The organism is Gilvimarinus algae (assembly GCF_030518215.1).
GTDB classification, from domain to species: Bacteria; Pseudomonadota; Gammaproteobacteria; order Pseudomonadales; family Cellvibrionaceae; genus Gilvimarinus; species Gilvimarinus algae.
Genome location: NZ_JAULRT010000008.1, coordinates 1 through 408, shown reverse-complemented (window position 1 = coordinate 408; position 408 = coordinate 1). Strand labels below are relative to the sequence as shown.

Here is a 408-nt window from a genome sequence, read left to right as displayed (position 1 = left end):
AGACATGATGCGGCCAAGCTGGCCATGCTGATGTCGATCCCCACGATTTTCGCCAGCGGCGCGCTGCTTTTGGTCGAGGTGATCGCCCAGGCGAACACCGCCCTTGCCCTGGATGGTGCAATTGCGGCCGCATTCGCCTTTGTCGCAGCCCTGCTGGCGCTGAGCTTGATGATGCGGCTGCTACGCTCGGTCAGCTTTACGCCTTACGTGATCTATCGGGTGATCCTGGGGATCATCCTGCTGACGATCGCCTATACGTAAAAAGGGCGCGCCACTGGCACGCCCCTTTGAATTCATGTGTCGCCGCTTATCCGTGGCGCAGGTTCTTAGCCGATTCCTTGATCGCCGCGTACTGCCCCGAGGGACGGAAGCGCCACAGATACTCGGGCAGCACCGCCTCGATCGAGG

The 408-nt window shown here is 61.0% G+C and carries 1 protein-coding gene; it reads left to right on the top strand.

Annotation, left to right across the window (positions count from 1 at the left end; translation table 11 throughout):
* The coding region (locus tag QWI16_RS00015; protein ID WP_302710670.1) for an undecaprenyl-diphosphate phosphatase at window positions 1-261 on the top strand (261 nt) is incomplete at its 5' end.
* Window positions 262-408 lie beyond the last annotated feature (147 nt).